18 protein-coding genes are annotated in these 19,103 nt (G+C 43.5%); 11 read left to right on the top strand and 7 right to left on the bottom strand.

All coding sequences use genetic code 11. The features are described 5' to 3' along the window. Positions 1 to 3: 3 nt before the first annotated feature. Positions 4 to 777 carry a cellulose biosynthesis protein BcsQ gene (gene bcsQ, locus VJL_RS09735; RefSeq protein ID WP_050568833.1) on the bottom strand — a complete coding sequence of 258 codons (774 nt, stop codon included), beginning with the start codon at positions 775 to 777 and terminating at the stop codon, positions 4 to 6. Further along, the gene (locus tag VJL_RS09730; RefSeq protein WP_038877545.1) at positions 774 to 971 is read right to left on the bottom strand and encodes a hypothetical protein; all 198 of its coding nucleotides are present in this window, start codon (positions 969 to 971) and stop codon (positions 774 to 776) included. The genes bcsQ and VJL_RS09730 overlap by 4 nt, the downstream gene beginning before the upstream one ends. A gap of 478 nt (positions 972 to 1,449) precedes the next feature. On the opposite strand from VJL_RS09730, the gene bcsE reads away from it, so the two are divergent. The 6 genes from bcsE to VJL_RS09705 all read left to right on the top strand — a co-directional run bounded on the left by bcsE (position 1,450) and on the right by VJL_RS09705 (position 7,192). Next, the gene (bcsE, locus tag VJL_RS09725; protein WP_038877543.1) at positions 1,450 to 3,033 is read left to right on the top strand and encodes a cellulose biosynthesis protein BcsE; all 1,584 of its coding nucleotides are present in this window, start codon (positions 1,450 to 1,452) and stop codon (positions 3,031 to 3,033) included. Next, positions 3,030 to 3,206, top strand: coding sequence for a hypothetical protein (locus tag VJL_RS29655; RefSeq protein ID WP_164492031.1), 177 nt, complete (start codon positions 3,030 to 3,032; stop codon positions 3,204 to 3,206). Before bcsE ends, VJL_RS29655 begins: the two co-directional genes overlap by 4 nt. Beyond that, entirely contained in the window at positions 3,206 to 4,828 is a 1,623-nt protein-coding gene (gene bcsG, locus VJL_RS09720) for a cellulose biosynthesis protein BcsG (RefSeq protein WP_038877541.1), read from the top strand. Before VJL_RS29655 ends, bcsG begins: the two co-directional genes overlap by 1 nt. Before the next feature lie 161 nt (positions 4,829 to 4,989). After that, positions 4,990 to 5,910, top strand: coding sequence for an SPFH domain-containing protein (locus tag VJL_RS09715; RefSeq protein ID WP_038877539.1), 921 nt, complete (start codon positions 4,990 to 4,992; stop codon positions 5,908 to 5,910). Between the two features lie 3 nt (positions 5,911 to 5,913). Then, the gene (locus VJL_RS09710; protein ID WP_038865743.1) at positions 5,914 to 6,375 is read left to right on the top strand and encodes an NfeD family protein; all 462 of its coding nucleotides are present in this window, start codon (positions 5,914 to 5,916) and stop codon (positions 6,373 to 6,375) included. Positions 6,376 to 7,009: 634 nt separating this feature from the next. Then, on the top strand, positions 7,010 to 7,192 hold the full coding sequence (locus VJL_RS09705) for a hypothetical protein (protein ID WP_038865745.1): 183 nt from the start codon (positions 7,010 to 7,012) through the stop codon (positions 7,190 to 7,192). Positions 7,193 to 7,232: 40 nt separating this feature from the next. Here the strand turns inward: VJL_RS09705 and VJL_RS09700 are convergent, their stop codons facing one another. The 3 genes from VJL_RS09700 to zipA form a co-directional block, all read right to left on the bottom strand. Next, complete coding sequence (locus VJL_RS09700) at positions 7,233 to 8,639, bottom strand: OprD family porin (RefSeq protein ID WP_038865747.1); 1,407 nt, start codon at positions 8,637 to 8,639, stop codon at positions 7,233 to 7,235. A gap of 510 nt (positions 8,640 to 9,149) precedes the next feature. Continuing rightward, positions 9,150 to 11,162 carry an NAD-dependent DNA ligase LigA gene (gene ligA, locus VJL_RS09690; RefSeq protein WP_038877535.1) on the bottom strand — a complete coding sequence of 671 codons (2,013 nt, stop codon included), beginning with the start codon at positions 11,160 to 11,162 and terminating at the stop codon, positions 9,150 to 9,152. Between the two features lie 90 nt (positions 11,163 to 11,252). Continuing rightward, positions 11,253 to 12,188: a cell division protein ZipA gene (zipA, locus tag VJL_RS09685; protein WP_038877533.1), complete on the bottom strand. Its 936-nt coding sequence runs from the start codon at positions 12,186 to 12,188 to the stop codon at positions 11,253 to 11,255. 250 nt (positions 12,189 to 12,438) lie between these two features. Between zipA and cysZ the strand changes: the two genes are divergently transcribed. From cysZ to crr, 5 genes are all read left to right on the top strand, one after another. Then, entirely contained in the window at positions 12,439 to 13,182 is a 744-nt protein-coding gene (gene cysZ, locus VJL_RS09680; RefSeq protein WP_038877531.1) for a sulfate transporter CysZ, read from the top strand. Positions 13,183 to 13,346: 164 nt separating this feature from the next. Continuing rightward, positions 13,347 to 14,315, top strand: coding sequence for a cysteine synthase A (gene cysK, locus VJL_RS09675; protein ID WP_038877527.1), 969 nt, complete (start codon positions 13,347 to 13,349; stop codon positions 14,313 to 14,315). Positions 14,316 to 14,613: 298 nt separating this feature from the next. Further along, on the top strand, positions 14,614 to 14,871 hold the full coding sequence (locus VJL_RS09670; RefSeq protein WP_005436894.1) for an HPr family phosphocarrier protein: 258 nt from the start codon (positions 14,614 to 14,616) through the stop codon (positions 14,869 to 14,871). 139 nt (positions 14,872 to 15,010) lie between these two features. Continuing rightward, positions 15,011 to 16,735, top strand: a complete 1,725-nt coding sequence (gene ptsI / locus VJL_RS09665; protein WP_038877525.1) for a phosphoenolpyruvate-protein phosphotransferase PtsI — start codon at positions 15,011 to 15,013, stop codon at positions 16,733 to 16,735. 105 nt (positions 16,736 to 16,840) lie between these two features. Further along, positions 16,841 to 17,350, top strand: a complete 510-nt coding sequence (gene crr, locus VJL_RS09660) for a PTS glucose transporter subunit IIA (RefSeq protein ID WP_005425608.1) — start codon at positions 16,841 to 16,843, stop codon at positions 17,348 to 17,350. A gap of 97 nt (positions 17,351 to 17,447) precedes the next feature. Here crr and VJL_RS09655 read toward each other — a convergent pair whose 3' ends face one another. Further along, on the bottom strand, positions 17,448 to 18,572 hold the full coding sequence (locus tag VJL_RS09655; protein WP_038877522.1) for a flagellin: 1,125 nt from the start codon (positions 18,570 to 18,572) through the stop codon (positions 17,448 to 17,450). Positions 18,573 to 18,686: 114 nt separating this feature from the next. Next, positions 18,687 to 19,103, bottom strand: a 417-nt coding sequence (locus VJL_RS09650) for a flagellin (protein ID WP_038877520.1), incomplete at its 5' end; no start/stop codon positions are given.

The raw sequence follows: 19,103 nt of genomic DNA, 5'->3' as shown, positions 1-19,103 counted from the left end.
GCATTAGCCCTGAGAAGTTGCAGCAGCAAGCGTAGAAACGCACCAAAATGCCAAAGACTGGTAATCTTTCGCTGCTTGGCTCGTCGGAGAGTAATGCTGAACGGTCGTCAAATTGGCGGCGCATTCAGCCAATGCCGTATCACGGTGCATGAGAACAGGCACTAACGACGCTTGAAGTTCCTTCTTAAACACCAGCATGAAATCTCGACCAATCTCAGTCTCAGGCTGATATTGATTAAGAATGTAACGCAGCTTACCAGACTCGACTAGGTTGCTGATTTGAGACGAGTGTCTAAGCGCCGTTTGTAACGCTGCGTAGTTCATTGCATCAGCGTTAATAACCACAAACACCATGTCCACCGACTCAAGAAACGCGTTCATTTCTGGAGTCATGAGGTAAGACATATCACCGTGGAACAACTGCCATTGCTCTGCATCTGTGACTTGCAACGTTGAGCGACCAAGCGCTTGAAGGTATTGATAAGATTGAGCGAACTGACCCTTTTGATCGGCATCCAATTCGCCAAATGGTAGCAACAGAGCGCCTTGCGGGCTTTGATACCCGGCCTCTACCCAAGCATCGCCAGACAACACACGTGCTGCCCAACCGTCTTGCTCTTCATAAGGAAGGCCAAGATGAAGGCGTAACAGATTCTCAGGCACTGCGTCGATCGCAAGAACCTGCTTGTTAATTTTGACTAAAGCTTGAGCCAAGTTTGCGGTTACCGTGGTTGATCCACATCCGCCTCTCAGGCTAACAAAAAGAAGGCGCTTCATATCGCTTCCGTTTCAATACCTGCTTGTTTGTTTTTGCTCCCAACGCCACTGTCTTTGGTCGATTGAGATTGAAAAACCAACCATTTACTTTTCACATTGAGATACGACTCGTTTTCTGTCGTCTCAACATATTGATGCTGAGTTAAGTCATATGAAGAGTAGATCGAATTAATGTCTTTTGCTGGCTCTGTCACGACATCTTTCCACGTTATCCACGGATCTGATAAAGCGCTAAGACATTCCTATCTTGCTTAAATTTTTATCAAATACGATGCTGAAAATTTGACGCACCTAACCCGTGCATCACATATTTATAGAATGAGAAAAAATGTGAACAACCTAAGTCATTGATCACATGATTATTAAATTCCTATACGATGTTAGGCTTCAGAAACTGAGGTTATGAAGATGAGTTGTAATTATCCGTTTACGACATATAAGATAAAACTATAGGCGAACTTTAAATATATTGATTTGCAAATGCCTAATTTTAAACTTATAAACATCAATGCAGATAATGCTATATCTAATTTTATTTTTGATCAATTTCGTTTAATATCTTCGCGTCATTTTATTGTCACACTGGCATTTTTTTCTGTAACGTTTTACATACAGCACAACGATAAAGACAACCAAGATTGAACATAACCATCTGATTAAAAGGCTATTTTGATGTCATTAATAAACGGTCTGTCCGCAATTACCAGTGATCGAGCAAGTAAATCGGTATACGTCAATTTATTTTCTCACAAACACATGACAATTGAATTCTTAACTAGTGCATCAGACCAAAGTCACAACACTTCGCTTACAAGTTTCACCAATAAAGAAACCTTCCTATCCGGCCTAAATCGCAAAGCATCACAAAAATTCAATGACTTATCTGATAGTTATCTTGATAAGGTCTACTTTGTAAGTAATAAAAACCATAAAAAGAAGTTAAACCCAATTATTCTCGCCAAAGACATTCACAAAATAAATATCATTAAGAACTCTAACTATATTTTGTTTATTCCCGACTCGATTTTATCTCACTGCAGCGACAAAGATGCAGGCATATTCCTAAAAACAATTGATGAATTCGCTCATAAAAAATCGCTCATGATCAATATATGTATCTATGGTCATTTGGCGACATCGATACTTAAGCCTAAGTTGTTGACGAATAATCAATACCTCGCCGGTCTCGCGACGATGAGCGCATTAGATGAAACACGATACAGTTACTTTGTCGACTTTTGGTCCAACAAGCATGGGGTGAAATCAGAAGAAGAATACATCCTATCTTTTGATGATGACGGCCACTTGCTCGCGACACCTTATGAGAAGTTGCAAACGAACGACGTTACAGAAGACAAAGCCGATAGCGAACGACTTTACATTACGAAAGAAGCCTTAGGTGACAGCACAAAAGTTCCGAAAGGAATGCACCTAGCAGAAAATAACCAACAGTTATTAGAGATGTTAGACAGCCCAAGAGCATCAACCATTGTTTTCAACTGCTCAAGCCAAAGCGAAGTACAACAGTTGGCATTGGATTGCTACCGACTGCGCACGAAAGCGGGCAGACAACTCAAGCTCGTGATCAGAGAAACACAACAATGTTTACGATATGCGGATGAAAAGTTTCTGCTTCGTGCTGGCGTAAACCTGATTTCACCGGTGCAGGTGCCTCAGATGCGCTTTATGACTCAGGTAGAGGCCATACAAGGACAAATGCTGACGCGTGCGTTACCTCAAAGCTTAGAGGCCTTACTAAAGTACGACGTTAAATTTGGCAGCAAAGGTTACCTGCATAACAGAGACTTCAGTCAATACTGTACGGATGTGATCGCCAGTTCGAGCCGTTCTAACGTCAACTTTGCTCTGATTAAGTTGAATTTGCTGCCGGGAATGAGCCCTGAAGAATGTCTTCGTTTGTGCCACATCCGACGAGATGGTGATGTCGTCACCGCGTGTAACAAAGCACTTTATGTTTTGTTCAGTGCTATTCGTCATAACGACATCGATGTTGCTCTTAATAATATTTTCGAGTTTCCACCTCGAGATCTGTTTCACTCAACGCGCACCTTCGATACCCATTATGACATCGAAGCTGAACTAAAATACATCCTAGAGGATGAAGTCAGCATCTCTGAGGAGGTATCAAGCTTGACCACTGAGAAGCAGATTTTCGCGGTAACTAAAAAGCCGATGAGCGAGGTACCTGCTTTATTCGCAGTAAAGAAAGCCATCAACATTAAGGAGCAGGAATGAACATTGATGACTTTATGCTCACCGTAGGCATTAGCCTTTGCATCGGATTAATCCTAGGCTACTTTCTGCGTGATGCAGTAAGCGCGATAAAGCGACTCTACGATAGATACTTAAAACGCGCTCAGTACTTTGAGCAAGATCTTTCTGTAAACAAAAACAAGAAGCTTAAGTGATGACTTCACACTCTAAACAGCCTGCTCAGTTCACAATTGGATTGGGTTGGTGGAACACTTATTTTATTGCCAAAGTAGCCCTTTTCCTCCAAGGGACCATCGATTTCCATCCGCTAGAAAACTTTGCGCTCTTGCTCTTTATTCTGTTACCAGTGCCAATCAAAGCATTGAATGTCCTGCGACATGTTATCGCAGTGATCATCGCTGCATGGCTACTGCATTATGACTCTTTCTTACCTCCGCTAGAGCGATTATGGGCTCAGGCAGGTCAGTTGATGCAGTTTGAGTTTAGCTATCTTGTCGAACTCATGGGACGCTTCATCTCTGTTCAAGCATTGCTTGGGTTGTTTGCTTTGTGCGCAGCGTATTTCATTCTGAGTAAGTTTTTACGTGTTTCTGTATTCGTTGTCATCGCGATGATTTACATCAGCATTCCAAAAACGCCACAGAATTCAGTCACCGTTGAGGCAACTCAACCTGCGCCACCAGCAACTACGGAAGTGGCGGAAACGGCACAACCTCAAGTCACAGAAATCAACGATGAGTCGCTCAACAGTATGACAGCAGATTTTTTTGCGAAAGAAGCGTCACGACGTGTCTCGTTCAGCCCTGATAGTGCACAAGATGCTCCGTTTGATTTGCTGTTCTTGAGTATCTGTTCCGTCGCTTGGGATGACATCGAGATTGCTGGTTTGGCCGATCACCCGTTGTTCAAAGAATTTGATGTCATGTTTGATAACTTCAGCGCGGCAACATCCTACAGCGGACCAGCCGTTGTAAGGCTGCTGAGAGCAAGTTGTGGCCAGCAAGAACACAGTAAACTGTTCGAGCCTGCTCCAAAGCAATGTTACTTGTTCGATAACCTGAAAGATCTCGGCTTCAAAGAAAATCTGTTGATGAACCACAACGGTGTGTTCGATAGCTTCTTAGAACTGATCAAAAAAGATGGCGATCTAAAAACGAACCTGATGTCTCAAGAAGGGTTCAAGCCTTATCAAAAGTCGTTCGATGGCTCCTCTATCTTCCGTGATAAACAGGTGCTTGATGATTGGTGGCAACAACGAATCAAAAGCGATGATGAGAAAGTGGTTGCGTTGTATAACACCATTTCATTGCATGATGGTAACCGCATCATCAATGCCAATTCGACAACGTCTATGGTGAGTTACAAGAAACGCTTAAAGAATCTTCTTGATGATCTTTACTCGTTCTTCCAAGAGCTAAAAGCCTCCAAACGTAATATTGTTGTTGCATTAGTGCCAGAACATGGCGCCGGTATGCGAGGTGATAGAATGCAGATCTCTGGTATGCGTGAAATTCCAGCGCCGACCATCGTTCACACACCGGTTGGGATTAAAGTCTTCGGTGAAGGAATTCAACGCCAAGGCAATACGAAGCACGTTAAAGCGCCTTCAAGCTACTTAGCTCTATCACAATTGGTATCGAATATTCTTGAACAAAACATTTATGACAAGGAATCATTCAACCCGAGCGAATTGGCTGGCAACTTACCAGAAACCCGTGTGGTCGCTCAAAACTCTGGCTCAACCGTAATTGAGGTAAATGGTAAGTACTACGTCTCATTAGATGGTACCAGTTGGATTGAATACCCAACTAAATAGCATTCACATGTTAACGGCATGAATTTTTAGCAACAATAAAGGCTGGTGTATTCCGGCCTTTATTCTGCCTGTTATCTATCCAACCTCTCATTTCTACGATTGTTTAATACGCATAAATAAGTAAGAATGGATTAAACATTATGCACTTAAGGGAATAGCACATGCCAATTGACTCATTGATCACCATCGGTATTTTCGTTGCTCTAGCCGTTATTATTCTTGCCTCTGCGATTAAGACTGTACCTCAAGGGAACAACTGGACGGTTGAACGCTTTGGACGTTATACCCACACACTTAAACCGGGCCTGAACTTAATTATTCCGTTTATTGATAGAATTGGTCAGAAGATCAATATGATGGAACGCGTCCTCGACATTCCAGCTCAAGAGGTTATTTCTAAAGATAATGCGAATGTCGTCATCGACGCAGTCGGCTTTGTTCAAGTTATCGACGCAGCCAAAGCGGCTTATGAAGTTAACGATCTAGAACATGCTATTCGTAACCTCACATTAACCAACATCCGTACCGTACTTGGTTCAATGGAGCTGGACGAAATGCTCAGCCAGCGTGACATGATCAACACCAAGCTTCTCTCTATTGTTGACCAAGCAACAAACCCATGGGGAGTGAAAGTCACTCGTATAGAAATCAAAGACGTTCAGCCACCAGCAGACCTGACTGCTGCAATGAATGCTCAGATGAAAGCAGAACGTAATAAACGTGCAGAGATCTTAGAAGCTGAAGGTGTGCGCCAAGCAGAAATCTTACGAGCAGAAGGTCAAAAACAATCAGAGATCTTAAAAGCGGAAGGTGAAAAGCAGTCTGCGATCTTACACGCAGAAGCCCGCGAACGTGCGGCGCAAGCGGAAGCAAAAGCAACTTACATGGTGTCAGAAGCCATCGCTAAAGGTGACGTTAAAGCGGTGAACTACTTTATTGCTCAAGGCTATACCGACGCATTGAAGAGTATTGGCCAAGCAGAAAATGGGAAAATCATCATGCTACCAATCGAAGCAACTGGTTTAATGGGCTCTGTTGCTGGTATTGCTGAAATGTTCCAACAAAGCAAAGACAAAGGCTAGCCTATGGACTTATTTAGTTTATTAGAAGGCATCACTTTCTGGCATTGGATTGCTTTCGGCCTCGCATTGTTAGCTGTTGAGTTACTCGGCACAGCAGGCTACTTCCTATGGCTTGGCATCTCTGCATTGATCGTAGGTGCGATTTTATCTGTGCTACCAATCGGCTGGCAAATGCAGTGGTTAGCCTTTGCGGCATTCAGCTTGGTGACAACTTGGCTATGGTGGCGAAAACAATGGTCGAAAGATCGCAAGAGCGACAGTGCGCGCGATCTTAACCAAAAACAGAAGCAATTAGTCGGCAGTATCGTGACGTTAGATGAAGACTTCACGGTGGGGATGAACCGCTTACGAGTGGCAGATACTACTTGGTCTGCTGAGTCAGAACACGATTTACCAGCAGGAACTCGAGTCGAAATTATTGCTGTTGATGGCATAATTCTTAAGATAAAACCTATTTCTCGATGATGTTTGTCAAAATAATAGGGTGCTATGCGCCCTATTCTATTCCTAATCCCACTACCTCTTTTATTTCATCCACTTATTTAAATTAATTATGTGAATTAAGTGATAGAAATATTATCAATATCCTCTCTTTTCTACCTATTGTTAAATTTTCAATTTTAATAATTCAAACACATAGCGAAATATAATTACTTTTTCAAAATCTAAATTTATTTTAAAAAATAAAACCTTGTTGAATTTAATTTTGATCTTTCTAGGTCTCTATACATACTTAACGCATAAGCATGTCTATTAAGTGCTTATATTTTTTTAAGGTAAGTAAGAGGAAGTACTATGAAGAAGTGTTTTTTATTTTTAGCGTGCAGCATATTTGCGTTTTCTTCATTCGCCTATAACAACGGGAATGGAGGCACCACCAACCTGGGACCTATTGTCGAGTGTACTCTACCAAGTGGAGATATTTCCCATATTCCTAGCGAGATGTGCCGCTTTCAAGGTGGATCATGGGACAACTAAAATCAGGGTATGAAAACGAGTAAAACTCTCTGCTCTAATTACTTTTAGTTTGTAGACCTGTTCCAAGTAATTAAATTGAATTTAAAAAGCAAAATACGTTCTAGATTACAAGGTAAATAATATGAAACTGGTAACTGGATTGTTAATCGCGATTGCAGCATTAATGCCTTTGACTTCGTTAGCAAATGGAGCTTCAGGTGGTAGAACATTAGCACCAGAAATAAAATGTGAACTGCCTAATGGCAACGTACACATGCTGCCGCCACTCTATTGCAAAATGTATGACGGAAAAAAAGTGAAATAAAAAAGGAGCCGAATGGCTCCTTTTTCTTAGCTTCTGAATATTAGTGGAAGCTGTATGGGATAAGAACTTGTAGACGTAGATCTGTCTCGTCCGCGTCTGCTGCACCAGCAAACTCGTCACGCTCTAGGATAGTACCGTGTAGACGAACGGTTGTACCTTTAAGAGAACCACTTTGTAGAGAGTAAGAAACCGTTGCGTTAACTGCGTACTCGCTCTCGTAATCCCAGTCACCTGATGCGCCACTTGCTGCAGAATCTGCACCAGAACCGTAGCCCAAGCCTAGGTAGTAGTTCCAACCGTTACCTTGGTTGTAAGAAAGACGGTTGTACCAAGCTAGCTCACCAGCTTTGTTCCAGTCAGATAGTGCATCCCACCATTGTGACCAAGTACCGTTGTTCATACCGTAAGTATGGATAGTACGTGGAACGAAATCTGAACGGTTGTCTGTATCTGTGTAGCGTAGCTCAGACATCCAAGATAGCTTGCCGAAAGATTGGTTTAGAGATAGACCAGTATGGAAACCTAGACCATCGTATTTCACATCATCATCAACACCGTAGAAGTCGAATGCAAGAGTAGTGCGGTCACTTACTGTGTACTTCAAGTAAGCTTTGTATGATGTGTTATCAGTGTCGTCATGGTAGCTAGTTACTTGACCTGCACCCCAATCGATACCGTTCGCGTATTTAACGCCTGTCGCTTGACCAAGACCAACTTGGAAGAATAGAGCGTCAGTGATGTTACCGTTCAAGCCTAGAGAGTGTAGGTAGCTCCATGAAGTGTCTGACCATAGTGCTGGCGCGTAATCATCTTCATGTAGTAACCAAGGTGCTGTGAATTGGTCTGCACCGAAGTAGCTTAGGTTGAAATCACCAAGTTTCGCGTTTAGCTCGAAACCACGGTACGTACCAGGTACAAAACTCCAAACGTTACCGATTGTACCGTTGCCACCAGCTTGTAGCATACCGACGCGAGCGTTAAAGTTTTCGCCAGTCTTAAATTTCAGAGCCGCTTTGTAAACTTTAAGCTGATCACCGTCACCTGCACCCCAGTCTAGGTTAGTACACGTAGAGATTTCGTTACATAGGTAGCCGTCTGCGCCTTTCAAGCTATCATTGTATAGGTCACCAGAGTAGTAAGCAGCGACGTCAGCACCTAACCAACCGTCATGGTAGCCAGAAGTGAAGTCAATAATTGCATTGTAAGATGAGTAGTTTAGACGACTCCAACGATCGCCATTTTCACCACCAGGCTTACCGCTAGTACGTGTACGAGAACGAGTATCAACAACGAACATTGCGTTCAATGATGAGTCGCTCATAAACTCGTTAACTTTCTCTACATACTCACCACCAGCAGCACTTTCAGTAGAAGCCGTAGCTGGAGCTACCGCTACTGCACCAAACATTGCTGCGGTTAGTGCTGAAACCTTGAAAAATTTGTCCATGGAAAAAACTCCTAAAAATGGATATAGCTGTATTTTTCTATCTCACCTTAAGTTGGCCGCCGAAGGAGAGAAGTAAATTCCTGAGTGAACCTCAATATTTCTAAATTGGTTCTTTTTAGTTCCTGCATACACACCGTGTATCCACGCTTCTAAGACTAACTTCGCATCTAAAAACATCCAAACGGAACTTATTTTTTTTCTAAAAAAATATGACCAACGCCAAAGTTCCATATAACTTGTTGATCCAGATCTTATTTTTAACACCCAAACTACAGATCGACACAAAGATGCTATTTATCAATAACTTATGGCTAATACGGAAACGTCAATTTGAAGTTGATCGCAGAGTTACTGCTAGATACGAGGAAAAATTAAAGGAGAGATCTTGATCACTGAAATGATTTCAATAGGAAAATAGCGCTAATTTTGTCACTTTTTAATTGGCAAGAAAAAGCCCCAAATGACTGTCATTTAGGGCTTTTAGTTATTTTTTATCTTTTTTGATGGAAGTTATTTCATCAAATTGAGCAAGTCTTGTTCGGTTTTAACCTCAACACCCAACTCTTGAGCTTTCGCTAGCTTAGAGCCAGCATTCTCTCCAGCAAAAAGAATATCGGTTTTCTTTGAAACGCTACCCGTCACTTTTGCACCTAGATTCTGCAGCGCTTCTTTCGCTTCGGAACGTCCCAGCTGAGAAAGCGTGCCCGTCAATACAACAACTTTGCCTTCTAACGGTAACTCAACACCTTGTTGCGGAGCGGCAATCTCAGGCCAATTAATACCTTGATTCAACAAATCCTGTACAACAACCTGGTTTTTCTCTTCACCAAAGAAGGTCGTGATGTGTTTGGCAACAATAACGCCAATATCTTGAACTTCAATTAACTGTTCTTCTGTCGCTGCCTGAATCAAATCCAATGACCTGAAGTGTTGCGCTAGGTTGGCAGCCGTCGCCTCCCCTACCTCACGAATACCTAGCGAGTACAAGAAACGCGGTAATGTTGTCAATTTTGATTTCTCAAGAGCATTAACTACGTTGGTTGCCGATTTAGGGCCCATGCGCTCTAGGACTGTCAACACTCCGGCCGACAACTTAAACAGATCTGCTGGTGTCTCAACCATTTCTCGGTCAACGAGCTGTTCAATCACTTTGTCGCCAAGACCATCAACATCAAGGGCTTTACGAGAAACAAAATGTTTTAGTGCTTCTTTACGTTGTGCTTGGCACACTAATCCACCAGTACAACGTGTTACCGCTTCCCCTTCAATACGTTCAACATGAGAGCCACATACAGGACACGCTTCAGGGAAAATAATTTCTCGCGCAGTTTCAGGACGACGCTCTTTGATCACCGAAACAACTTGTGGGATAACATCACCAGCACGACGAATCACAACTTCATCGCCAACCATTACCTCTAAACGTTCAATTTCGTCTGCATTGTGTAGGGTTGCATTACTGACGGTTACACCGCCAACGAAGACAGGCTCAAGCTTCGCTACTGGAGTAATCGCACCGGTACGACCCACTTGGAACTCGACTTCGTTTAACGTTGTAATTTCTTCCTGAGCCGGAAATTTGTATGCGATAGCCCAACGAGGTGCTCGAGCAACAAAGCCCAATCGCTCTTGAATAGCAATGTCATCAGCTTTTATTACGACACCGTCGATTTCATAAGCTAATGCTTCACGACGAGTCAGAATATCTTGATAGTAGGCTTTCACTTCTTCCAAGCTATCGACTCGCTTGGTTTCAGGGCACATTGGCAAACCCCAAGATTTGATTTGAAGGAATCGCTCGTAATGGCTTGATGCTAACGTTGCACCTTCCACAACACCAACACTGTACGCGTAGAAGCTCAATGGGCGTGAAGCAGTAATGCGCGAATCTAATTGACGCAGGCTTCCCGCAGCTGCATTGCGTGGGTTCACAAACACTTTCTCGCCTTTTTTGCGAGCAGTCTCGTTAAGTTTGTCAAAACCGGCTTTCGGCATGAATACTTCGCCACGAACTTCAAGACGAGCAGGCCAGCCTTTGCCTTGCAACTTAAGTGGAATTGCGCTGATAGTACGTACGTTTTCAGTAATATTTTCACCTGTCGCACCATCACCACGCGTTGCTGCTTGTACAAGTACACCGTTCTCGTACAGCAAGCTTACAGCTAATCCATCTAACTTAGGTTCACAGCAATACTGCTTGATAGTTTGGTCAGGAACACGATCTTGAGCGCGCTTATGAAAACTATCCAGTTCACCATCGTCGAAAGCATTGTCTAAAGACAGCATTGGAACTTCGTGCGTCACTTGGCTGAACTCAGATAACGGCTGACCACCGACACGCTGGCTTGGAGAATCCACTGTAACAAGATCTGGGTGTTCGGCTTCAATATCCATAAGCTCGCGCATCATACGATCGTATTCTGCATCTGGAATCTCAGGGTTATCTTCCACGTAGTAACGAACAGCGTGGTAATGCAACGATTCTTTGAGTTCTTCTAGTCGCTGAGGTACTGGTTCAGACATATTAAAGCCCCGTGTGTATTCAATAAATGAGGTTGAGAATTCTATGAAAAAGGGCTCCTAACGGAGCCCTCTCTTTATTTGGTGTTAAGATTATGCGCTAGCGGCAGTAAACTCAACTATTTGACGACGATAAGATGCCAATCGGTCCGGCGTCATTAGGTTTCGTTGATCATCAAGGACATTACCACCCATATCGTCTGCAATTTGTTGTGCAATACGCAGCATTAGGTTGAAGTTTTGATCTGCTTCACCGTAGCAAGGTAATGTCATAAAGAACGAGATACCTTTGGTTGAGAATTCAGCAGGGTCATCATGTTCTAATGTGCCCGGTTGCATCATGTTGGCGACACTAAAGAGCACTTTACCGTTACCAGACAAATCAACATGACGATGGAAGATATTCATCTCACCGTAAATCAATCCATTTTGCTGCATGCTATCGAACAACTTAGTACCGATGAACGGCTCATCGCCAGCGCAGTGAACGTTCAACACAATGACTTGCATTTCAGGTTCTGGTTTTGGCTCTTCAGGTTGCTCTACAACAACTGGTGCAACATCGATTTCTGGTTCGACAGCTTCAGGTGCTTCGAACACTGGCTCGATAATCTCTTCTTCGAACGTCGCTTGAACAGGCTCAACAATTTCTGGCTCAGGCTCTTGTTCCGCTTTAGTTGCAACAAAAGCAGGGATCTCAGGTTCTTCTTTATGCTCTTTCTCTTTTACATCAAGAACATCATCAATCAGAGGGTCTGAGGCGAACTTGTTGTCAAACGAGCTTTCCATCCCAAAGTCTGGCTCTTTGCGATCTTTACGGATAATCTCGAAATCATCTTCTGGAGCAGGAGCAAAATCTCGCTCTTGTTCTTGAGGTTCTTTTTCTTCTTGGTCAACATCCAACTTACCAAGTGGTTTGTTACCAAACTTCGCTTTGCCTTCTTTTTTGCTTGTCCATAGGCCATGAAAAAGCAATGCGGCGATGGCTAATGCGCCAACAACAATGAGTACGAATCGCAATTCCTGCATTATTTACTCTCAATCTACCTGTTCTTACTACTCGCACATCCTTGAGCAGTAACCCAAGTGCAATAAATCTGAATGATGCGTTTACTTTACCAAAACTATATGCAGGTTTAGAACAACTTAATGCAAGAAGTTCCGTTTTTTGTTGTGATTCTTGCCACGATTCCACTTTACAAGACCTCATTTGTTAGGGCATTGAAAGAAAAGTATCGACAGGTACAATGAGTTTTCACTCACAAGAAATAAAATAGATATGAAGTCGAACATTCAACAAAGAACCGGTTTTGGTTATTTCCTATACGGAATTCAATTGGCGCTCTCTCCAGAGATCAGACGTTTTGTCGTTCTCCCTCTGCTGGCGAATATATTGCTAGTTGGTGGTGCTATCTTCTATCTTTTCTCTCACTTAGACGCTTGGATTGAAGGCTGGATTGGGCAACTCCCTGAGTTTCTGTCTTGGTTGACTTACCTCTTGTGGCCAATTCTCGTCCTAACGATTCTCGCCACCTTTTCATATTTTTTCAGCACCTTAGCGAACTTTATCGCCGCACCATTCAACGGATTGCTTTCTGAAAAAGTAGAAGAGTCGCTGACTGGTCAGAAAGTCAATGACGATGGGTTTGCAGCATTGGTCAAAGATGTACCTCGTGTTATGGCTCGTGAATGGCGAAAACTGCTGTATGTATTGCCAAAAGCGATTGGTTTATTCCTGTTGTTGTTGATTCCTGCTCTGGGTCAAACGGTTGGACCTTTCTTATGGTTCTTCTTCACAGCCTGGATGTTGGCGATCCAATACTGCGACTATCCATTTGATAACCATAAAGTGCCGTTCAATGACATGCGTTACAAATTGAAACAAAAGCAAGGTAAAGCTTATGGGTTTGGTGTTTTGGTTTCCGTATTTACCACCATTCCAATTCTCAACCTCATTGTTATGCCTGTTGCTGTATGTGGTGCAACTGCAATGTGGGTAGCTGAGTTTAAACACCAGCAATAGCGCAGTTTTGAATCAATCAGAGGAGGCCGAATAAGCCTCCTCTGTTATTTTGTTCAATTCTCGACCAACCTCATAAGATATAACTTTTTAATCCTTTTCCCTTTTTTTCATACCGCATATTCTTCTAATCATATTCACAAATCGTGTAATGAAGGAACATCACTATGAGCAAGATCTACGAAGACAACTCTCTTACTATTGGTAATACGCCTCTTGTTCGCTTGAATAAAGTGAGCAAAGGTAAAGTTTTGGCGAAAATCGAAGCACGTAACCCAAGCTTCAGCGTTAAGTGCCGTATTGGTGCCAACATGATTTGGGAAGCGGAAAAAGCAGGCACGCTTAAACCTGGTGTTGAGCTAGTAGAGCCGACCAGTGGTAACACAGGTGTTGCGCTTGCATTCGTAGCGGCCGCTCGCGGTTACAAGCTAACGCTAACGATGCCAGAGTCAATGAGTCTTGAGCGTCGTAAACTGCTAAAAGCACTCGGTGCAAATCTGGAGCTAACTGAAGCAGCAAAAGGCATGAAAGGTGCGATTGCGAAAGCCGAAGAAATCGTAGCAAGCAACCCAGACAAATACCTGCTTCTGCAACAGTTCAACAACCCTGCAAACCCAGAGATTCATGAGAAGACAACGGGCCCTGAAATTTGGGAAGCAACAGACGGTGAAATCGACGTATTCGTAGCAGGTGTTGGTACGGGCGGTACTATCACTGGTACAAGCCGTTACATCAAAGGTGAAAAAGGCAAAGCAATCACTTCTGTCGCTGTTGAGCCAGCAGAATCACCGGTTATCGCACAAGCACTAGCAGGTGAAAAAATCCAACCAGCACCACACAAAATCCAAGGTATTGGCGCTGGTTTCATCCCAGGCAACCTAGATTTAGAGCTTTTGGACCGTGTTGAGCAAGTGACTTCTGAAGAGGCAATTGAGATGGCTCAGCGCCTTATGGAAGAGGAAGGCATTCTGGCTGGCATCTCATCGGGTGCAGCAGTAGTGGCAGCAAACCGCCTTGCAGAACTTCCTGAATTTGAAGGAAAAACAATTGTAACTGTACTTCCAAGCTCAGGTGAACGCTACCTAAGTACAGCACTATTTGCCGGTATCTTTACTGAGAAAGAGAACCAACAGTAATATGTGGTCAAATCAATTTTTCGTTTAAAAAAGCCCCGGTCAGGGGCTTTTTTGTTGATCCCTGCCCCACCTTTGGTAATATCAGGGTGTTTTATTTTTAGGTTCAAAATAAAGAATCTAAACCAAAAAGTTTTCTAAGTAATTGTGCACGCAAACAGTTGCGTAATTACCAAACTTTTGACTAGTATCAGTTCTGACACGCTTTGAACTCTCCCGTGCTAGCGCACAAGAAGTAAAGCAGTTAAGCTAAAACTCAGTCACAAACTAACAAAAAAATACATTTATTGGGGTATATCACATGTACGAGAAGCAAGTAGAAATCACAGCAGAAAACGGTCTTCACACTCGTCCAGCTGCACAGTTCGTTAAAGAAGCTAAAGCATTCGACGCGGACATCACTGTGACTTCTAACGGTAAAAGCGCTAGCGCTAAGAGCCTATTCAAGCTGCAAACACTAGGCCTAGTAAAAGGTACTCTAGTAACTATCTCTGCTGAAGGCCCACAAGCTCAGCAAGCAGTAGACCACCTAGTTGCTCTAATGGACCAACTACACTAATTCGGTCTCCTATTTCAGAAGCCATTTTGTGAAAGCAAAATGGCTTCGTTGGAAATAGGCTCAAAACTAAGCTAATACTATTCGTTAGCGCACCCATTATTCTCCCGTTTTATAAAGTTGACCAACTTAAGGTAAGGCTATGATTTCAGGCATCCTAGCATCTCCTGGTATTGCAATCGGTAAAGCACTACTACTTCAAGAAGATGAAATTGTCCTAAACACAAACACTATTTCTGATGATCAAGTAGAAGCAGAAGTTGCACGTTTCTTTGACGCTCGTAACAAATCTTCTGCTCAACTAGAAACTATCAAGCAAAAAGCGCTTGAAACGTTTGGCGAAGAAAAAGAAGCGATCTTTGAAGGTCACATCATGCTTCTTGAAGACGAAGAGCTAGAAGAAGAAATCCTAGCACTTATCAAAAACGACAAAATGTCTGCGGACCACGCTATTCATTCAGTTATCGAAGAGCAAGCATGTGCTCTTGAGTCACTAGACGACGAATACCTGAAAGAACGTGCAACTGATATCCGTGACATCGGTTCTCGTTTCGTTAAGAACGCTCTAGGCATCAACATTGTTTCGCTAAGCGACATCAATGAAGAAGTTATCCTAGTGGCTTACGACCTAACGCCATCTGAAACGGCACAAATCAACCTAGACTACGTTCTTGGTTTTGCTTGTGACATCGGCGGTCGTACTTCTCACACTTCAATCATGGCTCGTTCACTAGAACTTCCAGCGATCGTTGGTACTAACGACATCACTAAGCAAGTTAAGAACGGCGACATGCTGATTCTTGATGCGATGAACAACAAGGTTGTTATCAACCCATCTGAAGCTGAACTAGAAGACGCGAAAGCAGTTAAAGCGGCATTCATCGCTGAGAAAGAAGAACTAGCGAAGCTAAAAGACCTACACGCAGAAACGACTGACGGTCACCGCGTAGAAGTTTGCGGTAACATCGGTACAGTTAAAGACTGTGACGGTATCATCCGTAACGGTGGTGAAGGCGTTGGTCTGTACCGTACTGAATTCCTGTTCATGGACCGTGATGCACTTCCTACTGAAGAAGAGCAATACCAAGCTTACAAAGAAGTTGCGGAAGCAATGAACGGTGAGTCTGTGATCATCCGTACAATGGACATCGGCGGCGACAAAGATCTTCCATACATGGATCTTCCAAAAGAGATGAACCCGTTCCTAGGCTGGCGTGCAGTACGTATCAGCTTGGATCGTCGTGAAATCCTACGTGACCAGCTACGCGGTATCCTACGTGCATCTGCACACGGCAAGCTGCGTATCATGTTCCCAATGATCATCTCTGTTGAAGAAATCCGTGAGCTTAAGAAAGCAATCGAAGAGTACAAAGCGGAACTTCGTGCGGAAGGTCATGCATTCGACGAAAGCATCGAAATCGGTGTAATGGTTGAGACTCCAGCTGCAGCAGCTATCGCGCACCACCTAGCGAAGGAAGTTGCTTTCTTCTCTATCGGTACAAACGACCTAACTCAGTACACACTAGCGGTTGACCGTGGTAACGAGATGATTTCTCATCTTTACAACCCACTATCACCAGCGGTACTTACTGTGATTAAGCAAGTTATCGACGCTTCTCACGCTGAAGGTAAATGGACTGGTATGTGTGGTGAGCTTGCAGGTGATGAGCGTGCAACACTTCTACTTCTAGGTATGGGTCTAGACGAGTTCTCTATGAGTGGCATCTCTATCCCTAAAGTGAAGAAAGTTATCCGTAACTCTAACTTCGCAGAAGTGAAAGCAATGGCTGAAGAAGCACTTTCTCTACCAACAGCAGCAGAAATCGAAGCTGTTGTAGAAAAGTTCATTGCAGAGAAAACTCAATAATCAACTAATTCCAATGGGATAGGCGGTTAAAAAAAGTCGTCTATCTCGTAAGATTGGTATACTATAATTCGACAGAATTAAATAAAACGTTAGGAGCATGACACAATGGGTCTGTTTGACAAACTTAAGAAGCTAGTATCTGACGACAGCGCTGACGCAGGTGCAATCGAAATCATCGCACCACTTTCTGGTGAGATCGTGAACATCGAAGATGTGCCAGATGTTGTTTTCGCTGAGAAAATCGTTGGTGACGGTATTGCTATCAAGCCTGCTGGTAACAAAATGGTAGCTCCTGTAAACGGTACTATCGGTAAGATCTTCGAAACAAACCACGCATTCTCTATCGAGTCTGACGACGGTGTTGAGCTTTTCGTTCACTTCGGTATCGATACTGTTGAACTAAAAGGCGAAGGCTTCAAGCGCATCGCTGAAGAAGGTCAAACTGTTAAAGCTGGCGACACTGTAATTGAATTCGATCTTGCTCTTCTAGAAGAGAAAGCGAAATCAACGCTAACTCCAGTTGTTATCTCTAACATGGACGAAATCAAAGAGCTGAACAAGCTTTCTGGTTCTGTAACTGTTGGTGAAACTCCAGTTCTACGTGTAACTAAGTAATTTTTACTTAGCCTAACACGGAAAAACGCTGCCATTGGCAGCGTTTTTTATTACCTGAAGCTTTTGTTTCCAAACAACTTTCATCGCTAAAACTGGTTTAACTGAGCAACCCAAGTGCCGAGCTTGGTTTCTGCTTCGCCTGAGCCAACAATGCAGTTGTTGCATCTTGCAGTACTTTCGAACGCACCATCTCCGTCGACTCACGAGCAAAGTCCGTATCTCGTATCCGTCCTTTGGATTCCGTCACACTTCGGTTCACCGTATTCAGGTTATCCATGGTGCCACTGACACGGTTTTGAAAGCCACCGATTTCACTTCTGTGTGAATCAACATACTTAATAGCGGCATCAATCACCCCAATCGAAAGCTGTGCCCCACCAACTGTCGACATATCGATATCATCCATAGTAACGAGCTCACCGGAACTTACATCAAGCCCATTCGCTAAACGCCCCTTCAGCTCTACACCTTCTGGTGCATTCAAGGTTGAAGCAAAGAATTGCAGTTCATTGTTTTCAGTCACCGAGGCACTCACTATCGATTGCTGCGCATTGATATAAGTAGCAACTTGCTCGATGCGATCTCCTAGCTTGAGCCCAATAGATTCTGTTTGGGTTTGCCCTTTACTGTCTTGGTATTCAAATTTAAGGGTTTGATTATCTTTAGTGACTCGCCAATCTTTATCGACTGCATCACCAACATAATGCTGCCCTCCCATCTCCGGGATGTGACTACGCATATTTCGCAGTATCAGAGAGATAGAGTTGGCATTCGCACCAATATGGAAGCTTTGCGAGCCGTAAGAGCCATCAAATAGGTTTTTATCTGCAAATGTCGTCGTGATCGCGACACGATCAAGCTCATCTTGCAGCGCTACGACCTCGTATTGAATACTTTGCCGATCACTTGAGTCATTACTGCCGTTTGCCGCTTGAAGCCCCAGAGAGCGCAAGCGTTGCAATATATCACTGCTCTCATGCAAAGCGCCTTCTGCAGTTTGTGCCACCGAATACGCATCGTGCGCATTTCTCAAGGCGACATCAAGCCCTCTTGTTTGAACATTAAGAGTATTGGAGATTTGCAGACCTGCAGCGTCATCACTGGCGGAGTTAATCCGATAGCCTGAAGTGAGATTTCGCTGTGACTCTATGTTTTGCTCAGCCGCATGACTGAGGTGTCGCTGCGTCATCATCGCAGTGACATTGGTATTTAAAGAGACCATCTAATCGATACGAACTCCTTGTCACCTGTCCTATTCGGTGTCCCTAATGCGAGATTTGAATAAGCAAAAAGCCAGGGGTGAGCCTGGCTTTTGTATCGCGTCGTATTAGGTTGATTAACCTAGTAGGCTTAGCGCTGAGTTTGGTGCTTGTTTTGCTTGCGCAAGGATTGAGCTTGACGCTTGCGATAGAATTTGTGACTTGGTCATTTGAGTCGTTTCTTTTGCGAAGTCGGTATCTTTGATACGGCTCTTCGACGCGTTCACGTTCTCGTTAATGTTATCCAAGTTGCTGATTGCGTGGTTGAAACGGTTTTGGAAAGCACCTAGCTCTGCACGGTGGCTGTCTACGTATTTCAATGCGGCATCAATGATAGCTACAGACTCTTGTGCACCACCTACTGATGTTACGTCGATAGTATCAACCGTTACTTTCTTACCGTCGTTTAGACCTAGCTCACCAGATAGGCCGCCAGAGAATTCAACGTCGCCTTCCACTTTGTTGTTGCCCGCAAACACTTGCAGCTTACCGTC

Source organism: Vibrio jasicida CAIM 1864 = LMG 25398 (assembly GCF_000400365.1).
In the GTDB taxonomy this organism is placed as follows: domain Bacteria; phylum Pseudomonadota; class Gammaproteobacteria; order Enterobacterales; family Vibrionaceae; genus Vibrio; species Vibrio jasicida.
This window is presented reverse-complemented; position numbering and strand designations above follow the sequence as displayed.

Coding starts and splice junctions, on each gene's coding strand:
- crr (WP_005425608.1), top strand. CDS start 16,841: ATGGGTCTGTTTGACAAACTTAAGAAGCTAGTATCTGACGACAGCGCT.
- cysK (WP_038877527.1), top strand. CDS start 13,347: ATGAGCAAGATCTACGAAGACAACTCTCTTACTATTGGTAATACGCCT.
- VJL_RS09710 (WP_038865743.1), top strand. CDS start 5,914: ATGGACTTATTTAGTTTATTAGAAGGCATCACTTTCTGGCATTGGATT.
- bcsE (WP_038877543.1), top strand. CDS start 1,450: ATGTCATTAATAAACGGTCTGTCCGCAATTACCAGTGATCGAGCAAGT.
- VJL_RS09715 (WP_038877539.1), top strand. CDS start 4,990: ATGCCAATTGACTCATTGATCACCATCGGTATTTTCGTTGCTCTAGCC.
- VJL_RS09700 (WP_038865747.1), bottom strand. CDS start 8,639: ATGGACAAATTTTTCAAGGTTTCAGCACTAACCGCAGCAATGTTTGGT.
- VJL_RS09670 (WP_005436894.1), top strand. CDS start 14,614: ATGTACGAGAAGCAAGTAGAAATCACAGCAGAAAACGGTCTTCACACT.
- VJL_RS29655 (WP_164492031.1), top strand. CDS start 3,030: ATGAACATTGATGACTTTATGCTCACCGTAGGCATTAGCCTTTGCATC.
- VJL_RS09705 (WP_038865745.1), top strand. CDS start 7,010: ATGAAACTGGTAACTGGATTGTTAATCGCGATTGCAGCATTAATGCCT.
- bcsG (WP_038877541.1), top strand. CDS start 3,206: ATGACTTCACACTCTAAACAGCCTGCTCAGTTCACAATTGGATTGGGT.
- VJL_RS09655 (WP_038877522.1), bottom strand. CDS start 18,572: ATGGTCTCTTTAAATACCAATGTCACTGCGATGATGACGCAGCGACAC.
- bcsQ (WP_050568833.1), bottom strand. CDS start 777: ATGAAGCGCCTTCTTTTTGTTAGCCTGAGAGGCGGATGTGGATCAACC.
- ligA (WP_038877535.1), bottom strand. CDS start 11,162: ATGTCTGAACCAGTACCTCAGCGACTAGAAGAACTCAAAGAATCGTTG.
- zipA (WP_038877533.1), bottom strand. CDS start 12,188: ATGCAGGAATTGCGATTCGTACTCATTGTTGTTGGCGCATTAGCCATC.
- ptsI (WP_038877525.1), top strand. CDS start 15,011: ATGATTTCAGGCATCCTAGCATCTCCTGGTATTGCAATCGGTAAAGCA.
- cysZ (WP_038877531.1), top strand. CDS start 12,439: ATGAAGTCGAACATTCAACAAAGAACCGGTTTTGGTTATTTCCTATAC.